This is a genomic window from Paenibacillus sp. AR247, from assembly GCF_002968895.1.
Taxonomy (GTDB): Bacteria; Bacillota; Bacilli; order Paenibacillales; family Paenibacillaceae; genus Paenibacillus_AQ; species Paenibacillus_AQ favisporus.
Genome location: NZ_PCZT01000004.1, coordinates 1 through 9,388 on the forward strand (window position 1 = coordinate 1; position 9,388 = coordinate 9,388).

The following is a 9,388-nucleotide window of genomic DNA, read 5'->3' on the forward strand; positions in this document are numbered from 1 at the left end:
CTTCGTTTTGTTACCGCCCAGTGTTTCAGCAGCAACTCTTATAATATATCATGTTCACTTCTTAATTGCAAGCTTTTTTTAATTTTCTTTTTTGCTTGCCGGCGCCTTATCAGCGGCCGGATTTATAATGTACCACGTCAGTACTTTTTTAACAAGCTGAAAAATATTCCATTTTCATGGTCGCCTTATAACACGGAACTCAAATTGAGTTTGTAACTAAAATGTTCTACTGTCCACCTCCCAGCCAGCTAAATAGCAATAGTATTTGAAGTTAGGAATTCGTTCTTTGGGGATTTCGACTTCATCATGTACCCCACTATACAAAAAGCCGCGATCGCTCGCGGCCGCGCAATACATATAAGCTGGAATCGATAATCGCTTAGAAACCGCGCTCCCTTCTTCTAGCTACACCTGAAGCATAAGCTGCCTGAACCACGGCTTCTTTTACCTTTTCTGCTACATGGGGGTTAAAGACACTAGGGATAATATATTGCTCGTTCAGCTCATCCTCCCCGACAACGGAAGCAATGGCCTTGGCGGCGGCAATCTTCATCTCCTCCGTCACCCTGGAGGCCCGGCAATCGAGCACGCCGCGGAACAATCCCGGAAAACAAAGGACGTTGTTTATTTGGTTCGGGTAATCCGATCTTCCGGTAGCGATCACCCGGACGATCCCTTCGGCTTCCTCCGGCGCAATCTCCGGGGTTGGGTTTGCCATCGCGAAGACGATCGGATCGGGAGCCATTTTGCCGATATCCCCACGACTTAAAACCCCGGGACCCGACACACCGATAAAAATGTCAGCATCCACAATCACGTCCGATAAGGTTCCCGACTCTTTGTCCGGATTCGTATGCTCGGCGTACCAACGCCAGGCATCATGAGTGTACTCTTTCCCGCGGACGATGGCACCTTCCCGATCCACCCCCACGATCCGCGTAACACCGGCGGCTTGAAGGATCTTGGTACAGGCGATGCCGGCAGCGCCGATGCCGCACAGAACGATTTTGCAATCCTCAAGTCTCTTCCCGACCAATTTCACTGCATTATAAAGGCCCGCCAGCAGCACGACGGCCGTCCCATGCTGGTCATCGTGAAACACAGGGATGTCCAGCTCCTCGATCAGCCGCCTCTCGATTTCAAAGCAGCGCGGAGACGAAATGTCCTCCAAATTAATGCCTCCAAATGCGGGAGCAATCCGTTTGATCGTCGCGATGATTTCCTCCGTATCCTGCGAGTCCAGACAGATGGGAAAGGCATCCACCCCGCGAGCTGCTTGAACAGCATCGCTTTTCCCTCCATCACGGGCATGGCGGCGAATGGGCCGATATTCCCGAGTCCAAGCACGGCGCTCCCGTCCGACACCACCGCAACCGTGTTTCGTTTGATGGTAAGGGTATGGGCACGGGACGGGTCCTCATGAATCGCCATACATACGCTGGCAACGCCGGGTGTATAGACACGGGACAGATCATCCCGGGATTTGATGGCCATTTTCGGCGTCACTTCGATTTTGCCCCCCAAATGCATCAGAAAGGTTTGGTCGGAAACCTGCAAAACCTTCACGCCGGGCAGCTTATTCAGCACCCGGACAATTAAATCCTTCGCCCCCGTGTCCGTAATGTTAACCGTCAGGTCCCGGATCGTCGTTACTTTACCGGTACCGCTGACATCAATAGCTACTATATCTCCTCCTGAATCCCCGATAGCCATGGCAATTCTTCCAAACGCTGCCGAGGCCTTGTCCATTTAAATTTCAAGCTGATACTGTTCCCGGCTCAACAGCGAAAAGCTCAAACCGAGGATGCTCTTGGCATCGATCGCCCGGCCACCGGCCTTAAGCACGATACTGGATGTAAACCGGTTAGCCGTCTGATTAATATCCACAATTGCCTTGGTCTCCAAACCACCCATGTGTTTACCTCCGTTCTTTATCTTTGTGGGGTACTTGTACCTGCATCGGTCCGGGATTCATGCATCTGACGGTAGTGCTGCAGCAGTCTGCCTGCCAGGACAATCCCAACGGCGAGTACCAGTGGAATGATCGTGTGAAGCGCATGAGGCAAGGCATCCGTGATATTGGCCAGCCTCTTTTCTTTTAGAATCATTTCACCCGACGTGTACCCGAGAAGAGCAACGCCAACAATAACGATAACCGGAAAACGGCTCATTAGAGTCATCAGCAGTCTGCTGCCCCAAATAATCAACGGAATGCTGACGGCAAGTCCAAGGGCAATTAAGAGATAATTTCCTGACGCCGCTCCAGCCACGGCCACCACATTATCAAGGCTCATCACCAAGTCGGCGATCATAATCGTTTTAATGGCTTTTGCCAGGCGGGTGCTTCCTTCAAGCTTCCCCCCTTCGGCTTCACCCTGCATGAGTTTAAGCGCAATCCAGAGCAACAGTATGCCTCCTGTCAATTGAACAAAAGGTATCTGCAGCAGCCAAACGGCGGCAATGGTCAGTACGAAGCGAAGCACAATCGCTCCGAAGCTGCCGAAGAATACCGCCTTCTTCCTCTGTTCGGGCGGCAGGTTTTTGCAGGCGAGAGCGATAACGACAGCGTTATCGCCGCTCAGCACAATATTAATGACGATAATTTTTAATAGACCTAGAAGTAACCACTCCATATCCATAAGTGCCGTTTCCTTTCCTAGCCTTCCTCATTAACAAGAACTCTCCTGCCTTTCAGCTTCAGGATTAACGGAATCGTAATCCACAGCAGTCCAATGATCAGAAACACAAGGGAGACCGGCTTCTGGAGGAAGATCATAAAATCACCGTTGGAAATCGTCAGTGCGCGCCTCATATTATTTTCCATCATCGGTCCAAGAATAAGTCCCAGGACGAGGGGAGCGAGCGGAAAGTCGTTTTTGGACAATACATAACCGACCACACCGCAGCCCATAATTAAGAGAAGATCGAACGTTGAATACTGAACGGCGTACACTCCGAAGACCGAAAAGACAATTATTAAAGGGATCAAGTACTTGGCAGGCGTCTCGATCACCTTGGCGAACAGCTTGACGAGCGGCATGTTGAGAATCAGCAGCATCAGGTTGCCGACAAACATACTGGCTATTACGCCCCAGGCCAGCTGGGGATGATCCTGAAACAGCAATGGGCCCGGCTGCACATTGTACATAATGAAGGCACCCATCAAAATGGCCGTCGTACCGGAAGACGGAATCCCAAGACTGAGCAGTGGAATCATGGCCCCGCCGGAAGCCGCATTATTTGCCGATTCGGGCGACGCTACGCCTTCGATGGCGCCTTTCCCGAATTTCTCGGGATGCTTGCTGATCTTTTTTTCAACAATATATGCAAAAAAGGACGCGAGAATGGCTCCTGCTCCTGGCAGCAGACCGATAAAGAAGCCAAGAATAGAACCGCGCGCGATCGGTGCGGCGCTGTCCTTCATATCCTGCTTCGTTGGCAGAATGCGGCTGATTTTTGCGATTTCTCCGTCGTTATGGTCCCGTTCCAAAATGGTTTTGAACACTTCACCTACCGCGAACATGCCGACTGCGATCGTCAAAAATTCCAGCCCCTGATAAAGCTCCGGAATCCCGAAGGTAAACCGCTCTACGCCGGATACGCTGTCGATCCCGATCGTCGCCAGAAGCAGGCCGAGTGCCGTCATCATCAGCGCCTTGACCATCGATTTGCCGGCCAGGCCGCTGATCGCAAGGAGTCCAAGCACCATCAGCGAAAAGTATTCGGCGGGGCCAAATTTGATAGCAACAGCCGATAATGGGCGGGCCAGGAAGATGAGTCCAACCAAAGAGATAATGCCTGCGGCAAACGAACCGATGGCCGATATCGCGAGCGCTGCACCCGCCCGTCCCTGCTTCGCCATTTGATATCCGTCCAGAGTCGTGACGACAGACGAGGACTCGCCCGGCGTATTGAGCAGAATGGAGGTCGTGGACCCGCCGTACATGGCGCCGTAATATACGCCAGCCAGCAGAATAATGGAACTTGTAGCCGCTTCTTCCGGACTCAGGCCTGATGTCATGGTTGCGGTAATCGGAATCAGCAGCGCCACGCCGCTCATCGGACCGATGCCTGGCAGCACGCCAACGACGGTGCCGATCAAGACGCCAAAAAATACAAAGACCAGATTATGCCACTGCATTGCCGTCCCAAGTCCATGCAGCAAATATTCAACTGTGCTCATTGTTTAACCCCCTAGAATAAGACTAACCAAGATGGAAAACCGGGCAGGGTACCATCCAGCACGTTGACATACAGATAATACACACCGTAAGAAAAGCAGGCGGAGATCACGACCGATATCCAGATCCGGCCCCGCTGCATCGTTTGAAAGCCGATCATCAGGAACAGGAACGTTGAAATAACGAATCCGATATTCTCCAGGAAAAGGGCGTACAGCACGGCGGCCGTAAAAATAATACCGAAACGCTTGTAATCGAGCTTTTCCCGATTTTGCTGCTTCTGCTGCCTGCGGAAGGTTTCATATATCAGCCTGATGCTCATCAGCGAAAGAAATGCGCCGAGAAACATCGGAAAGATGTTTGCGCCAACGTTGCTGCCATAGGCGCTTGTCGATATGCTGGTGCTTCCGATGACAAAAGCGATGCCGATCGCACAAAATACGATGCCGGCATAGCGGTCAAATGAATGATTCATAGTCTTCACGCCTCCTCTTCAGGCAGGGAAAAGGGAAGTACACATCCCTTTCCCTGCCACTGCACGGCCTAAGCCGTTACTTCTGCATGCCGAGTGCCGTCAGCATTTCTTTCAGCTGATCATTTTGTTGAGCCAGGAAAGCCTTGAAATCGTCGCTGTTCTTATAATCACTTTCCCAGTTGTTCGCCGTCATCTCGGCCGCCCACTCTTTCGTCTCGGTCATTTTTTGGATGGCCTGATCCCAATAGCTCTTCGCTTCAGCGCTCATTTCCTTGGGTCCGAATATCCCCCGCCAAATGAGGAATTCCGCGTCAATTCCCTGCTCCTTCATCGTCGGCACGTCTTTCAAGCTTCCTCCCAGACGTTCAGGTGCGGCCACGCCGAGCACTTTGATTTTTCCGGCCTTTAAATACTGGTCAAGCGACGAGGCATCCGTACCCAGTACATCGGCGTTGCCGCCAAGCAGTGCGGTAATGGCTTCGCCGCCCCCATCGTAAGAAACGTACTTGACGCTCTTGGGATCAATCCCGTACTTGAATGCCGGCAGAATGGATACGAGATGATCCATAGAGCCGGGAGCCGATCCGCCGGCGATCGTAAACTTGGTCGGATCGGCTTTCAAATCATCGAGCAGCGACTTCAGATCGTTGTATTTCGAGTCAGCCGCTACGGCAATGGCGCCATAGTCCTTTGTCAGTTGAGCCAGCGGCGTCGTATCCTGATATCCATATGGCGAATTGCCCTCCTTTTTTAAATTGTTGATCAGGATCGGCGGAGAGCTGACAAACAATTTGTAGTCATCCTTCTTGTCCTTGGTCGCGTACTCGGCCATAAACACGGCGCCGCCTCCGCCCGGTTTATTTTCAACCGTAATAGCTTTGCTGACAGCCTTTGTCTCGGTCAATACTTTCGCAATGGTACGGGCCGTCATATCCCATCCCCCGCCCGCACCCGATGGGGCCACGAGCGTTAATGCTTTGTCGGGATAATTGGATTTTTTGGCAGAAGTCCCCTCTTTTGCTGCTCCCCCCGTTGGCACAAGCCGCCAAACTAAGCGCCAGAATGGCCGCAGGTATCACTTTCCAGGTTTTGCTCATCATTTTTTTATTCATCTGGATACCCCTTTCGAAAAGTTCATCTAAACCCTTATCAACTTGGTGTCATCGCAATGTATGCGCTTTCTTTTTGTGGTTCTCAGCATATCACCCGCGGCAGCTTTAGCAAATGTTAAGCACATAAGATCTAAAAACACGATTATGGGCATTTTGTTCATTTTGTTCACGATAATATGAAAGCCCTTTCAATGCCTTTATGCTACAATAAAAGCAAAAAACGGAGGGGCGCACGGTACAACATGCGGCTGCAGACAAAACTGATTTGGATCATCTGTTCCCTGATTGCCTTTATCATCCTCAGCTTAAGCGGTATTTTTTATGTCGTGATCACAAACATTTTCGAGGATCAGATCGGTCAGCGCGCCCTAAAAGTAGCTGAAACTCTAGCGATCCTGCCGGAGATTAGAAAAGCCTTTACTGAGCCGGATCCTTCGGCCGCAATCCAGCCTATTTCGGAAAGCGTCCGGATCAAAACCGGCGCCCAGTATATCGTTGTAGGGAACCGCGAAGGCATCCGGTATTCGCATCCCCTGCCGGACCGGATCGGCAAATCGATGGTCGGCGGCGACAACGGTCCGGTACTTGCGGGACATTCGATCGTGTCCAAGGCCACCGGTTCCATGGGGCCTTCCGTTCGCGGGAAGGCTCCTGTTATTGCGGATGACGGGACGGTGATCGGCATCGTGTCTGTCGGTTTTCTGACCGACAACATTGACCGGATAAACGACGTGTACCAAAATGAAATATTGCTGGTCTCGTTGGTCGGTCTGGCTGTCGGGGCAAGCGGAGCCGTACTGATCGCACGCAGCGTCAGACGTTCCATTCATGGACTTGAGCCCAAGGAAATCGGGGCGCTGTATACAGAGAAAAAGGCGGTCCTGGAATCGATCCGCGAAGGAATTATCGCCATTAACCGGGATGGCTTCATTACGATGGCTAACCGTTTCGCTCTTCAGCTGATGAATCTGTCGGAGAATGAAGCGATCATGGGAAAACATATTGAGGACGTCCTTCCGAACACGCGGCTGCTCGAGGTAGTCCGGAGCGGCGAAGCCGAGTTCGACCGGGAGATGCTGATCGGCGACCATGAAGTGATCGTGAACAGGCTTCCTATCATGGATATGAACAATCAATTAACCGGGGCGGTCTCCAGCTTCCGCAGCAAGCCGGAATTATACCGGCTGGCCGAAGAGTTGTCCCAGGTCAAGCGTTTTGCGGAGTCGCTCCGGGCGCAGACGCACGAGTACTCCAACAAGCTCTATGTCATATCCGGTCTGATCCAGCTGGAGTCTTACCAGGAAGCGGTGGACCTGATCAACCGCGAAGTGAACGTCCACCAGCATTTGATTCAGTTTGTGATGAGGGAAATCCCGGACCCGGTCATCGGCGGGCTGCTGATCGGCAAGTACAATCACGCCCAAGAGCTGAAGCTTTCCTTTGAGATTGATCCAGAGAGCACGTTCACTGACATCCCGGACCATATGGACCGCAGCCTGCTCGTGACCATTATCGGAAATTTGATCGACAACGCGATGGAAGCCGTTCTTGCGCGGCAAGCCTTTTCCGAATCCAAAGGCGAAGTCACGCTGTTCCTGACAGATTTGGGTGAGGACCTGATCATCGAATGCGAGGATAACGGAATCGGCATTCCGGAAGATATCGGAGAAACGATCTATGAAAAGGGCTTCTCTACCAAACCGGGGGAACACCGCGGGATCGGGCTTGCCCTTGTCGTTCATGCGGTCAATAAGTTAAGCGGTTACATTACGTTCCATCGGAATACGGCGGGCGGCGGTACGGTCTTTACGGTGGCGATCCCCAAACAACCCGGTCTATTCAGAAAGGAGCATTCTCATGGAAATGTCCGAACCAAACCCAATGATTGAGGTGTTAATCGTGGAGGATGATACCAAAATCGCGGAGATAAACAGGCGATTCGTAGAACAAGTTCCGGGATTTAAAGTTGTCGGCATCGCCACGGATGAAATGCAGGCGAAATCGCAGCTGGAAATCCTGGAGCCCCAATTGGTGCTTCTGGATATCTACCTGCCTCAAGCCAATGGCTTGGATCTGCTGCTGTTCATCCGCCAGCACTACCGCAGCACGGATGTCATCATGATTACCGCCGCCCGGGAAATCGAACCGATCCGGGAAGCCATCCGCAGCGGTGCGTTCGATTACCTCATGAAGCCGCTCATCTTCGACAGGCTGAAGGAAACGCTGCTGCATTATGCCGCATTTCAACGGGAGTTATCCCGGCTGGATACGGCTGGCAGCATCGGCCAGAGCGATGTAGACCGCTTGCTCGCAGGTCCCGTCAAAGCGGAGCCGCTTCCTGTGAATACGGCCGACGTTTTCCTGCCCAAAGGCATCGATAAATTGACGCTTGAAAAGGTCGTTCAAACCATTTCGACGGTGAACGACGGGCTAACCGCCCATCAAGTGGCCAAACGGATCGGCATCAGCCGCTCGACCAGCCGGAGATATCTGGAGCATCTCGTCGGGTTCGGCATTGTCTATGCCGACCTGTCCTATGGGGTCGTAGGACGGCCCGAGCGCGTATACCGGAGCAAAAAATAACCCGTCTGCAGGAGCAGGCGGGTTTTCCTTGCTATCGGATAATTCTTACCGCGTGCACGCCCGATACTCCGTCGGCGACATGCCGGTATGCCCCTTGAACTGCCGGGAAAAGTGCGACAGCTGCATTCCGAGCTGATCGGCAATGTCCGCTACGGGTGCGTTCGTAAATGAAAGCAGGCGTCTGGCTTCCTCCATACGCTTGCGCTGGACATAATGCATCGGTGTGCAGCCCATCGCTTTTTTAAAAAAGGGATAAAGTAGTTCGGATGCAGATGGACGATCTCGGCCAGCTTTTCGATTTCCATCGGTTCATGAAGATGGTCATGGATGTACTGCAGCACACCGCCCAGCTTGTTCCCTTCTGTATGGTGCATGAAATCGATCCAATAGTCGGTGTATCCCCCTTCTTCCAGGCAGCAGGCCAGCATGTGCAGCAGGCCCGCCTGCATGCGCAGGGCCGCGAAAGGACCTCCCGCCTGAAATTGGCCGATCATCTCGTTAAAAGTACTTCGAATAAACTCCGGGTCGCCGACATCGCTGATATAGAGCTTGCTGTCTGCATGGAACAAGGGCCACTCCCCTACCTGGGCGTCAAAATGGCAGAAATACCGCGTGTATGGATTTTCCTTGGACGTGTAGGTCGTCTGGCTCGTCCCCGCAGGCATGATCATCAGCTGGTTCGGCTTGGGGTAATAGGTCACGCCGTTGATGACGACCGATCCTTCGCCTTCAGTAATGTAATAGAGCCGGTGGAAGCTCGGGGCGACTTCGGCCCGGTTCCAGTCGGGAAAGCCGCTTTTGAGCTGGACGTGACTGATATGTACCCGAAGCCCTTCCGGCAGCCGTGCGCCGAGCTGCATGGCCTGTGCCATAAATGACCCTCCTTATATAGAAAATAGTCGTCTAATGTAATGCCATTGTATCATCCCCATTTTACGAAAACACCTTAATTTTGTGCAAAACCCTCTTAATCTTAGCCATTTGCTTCCCATGCCATTCGGGCTAAGCTTGAGGGAGATGTAATGGCTTACATGCCT

General features: G+C 52.3%; 8 protein-coding genes and 2 pseudogenes. 2 read left to right on the top strand and 8 right to left on the bottom strand.

The window, feature by feature from the left end:
• Positions 1 to 379: 379 nt before the first annotated feature.
• From CPT76_RS03275 to CPT76_RS03295, 6 genes and pseudogenes are all read right to left on the bottom strand, one after another.
• A pseudogene (locus tag CPT76_RS03275) lies at positions 380 to 1,749 on the bottom strand (NAD-dependent malic enzyme).
• On the bottom strand, positions 1,750 to 1,914 hold the full coding sequence (locus tag CPT76_RS36525) for an HPr family phosphocarrier protein (RefSeq protein ID WP_146116139.1): 165 nt from the start codon (positions 1,912 to 1,914) through the stop codon (positions 1,750 to 1,752). It lies immediately after the preceding pseudogene.
• Positions 1,915 to 1,931: 17 nt separating this feature from the next.
• On the bottom strand, positions 1,932 to 2,633 hold the full coding sequence (locus CPT76_RS03280) for a TerC family protein (protein ID WP_105441996.1): 702 nt from the start codon (positions 2,631 to 2,633) through the stop codon (positions 1,932 to 1,934).
• A gap of 23 nt (positions 2,634 to 2,656) precedes the next feature.
• A complete protein-coding gene (locus CPT76_RS03285; RefSeq protein ID WP_076175708.1) occupies positions 2,657 to 4,183 on the bottom strand; it encodes a tripartite tricarboxylate transporter permease in 1,527 nt (508 codons plus the stop codon).
• An 11-nt stretch (positions 4,184 to 4,194) separates the two neighbouring features.
• Positions 4,195 to 4,656: a tripartite tricarboxylate transporter TctB family protein gene (locus CPT76_RS03290; RefSeq protein WP_105441918.1), complete on the bottom strand. Its 462-nt coding sequence runs from the start codon at positions 4,654 to 4,656 to the stop codon at positions 4,195 to 4,197.
• Positions 4,657 to 4,732: 76 nt separating this feature from the next.
• Positions 4,733 to 5,768 (bottom strand): annotated as a pseudogene (locus CPT76_RS03295) (tripartite tricarboxylate transporter substrate binding protein).
• Positions 5,769 to 6,010: 242 nt separating this feature from the next.
• Between CPT76_RS03295 and CPT76_RS03300 the strand changes: the two are divergent.
• A complete protein-coding gene (locus tag CPT76_RS03300; protein WP_105441919.1) occupies positions 6,011 to 7,657 on the top strand; it encodes an ATP-binding protein in 1,647 nt (548 codons plus the stop codon).
• Positions 7,632 to 8,351: a response regulator gene (locus tag CPT76_RS03305; protein WP_105441997.1), complete on the top strand. Its 720-nt coding sequence runs from the start codon at positions 7,632 to 7,634 to the stop codon at positions 8,349 to 8,351. The genes CPT76_RS03300 and CPT76_RS03305 overlap by 26 nt, the downstream gene beginning before the upstream one ends.
• Positions 8,352 to 8,396: 45 nt before the next feature.
• On the opposite strand, the gene CPT76_RS38800 is transcribed toward CPT76_RS03305, so the two are convergent.
• Both CPT76_RS38800 and CPT76_RS03310 read right to left on the bottom strand, forming a co-directional pair.
• A complete protein-coding gene (locus CPT76_RS38800) occupies positions 8,397 to 8,585 on the bottom strand; it encodes a helix-turn-helix domain-containing protein (RefSeq protein ID WP_308737505.1) in 189 nt (62 codons plus the stop codon).
• On the bottom strand, positions 8,501 to 9,223 hold the full coding sequence (locus CPT76_RS03310) for an AraC family ligand binding domain-containing protein (protein ID WP_258168039.1): 723 nt from the start codon (positions 9,221 to 9,223) through the stop codon (positions 8,501 to 8,503). Before CPT76_RS03310 ends, CPT76_RS38800 begins: the two co-directional genes overlap by 85 nt.
• Positions 9,224 to 9,388: the final 165 nt, after the last annotated feature.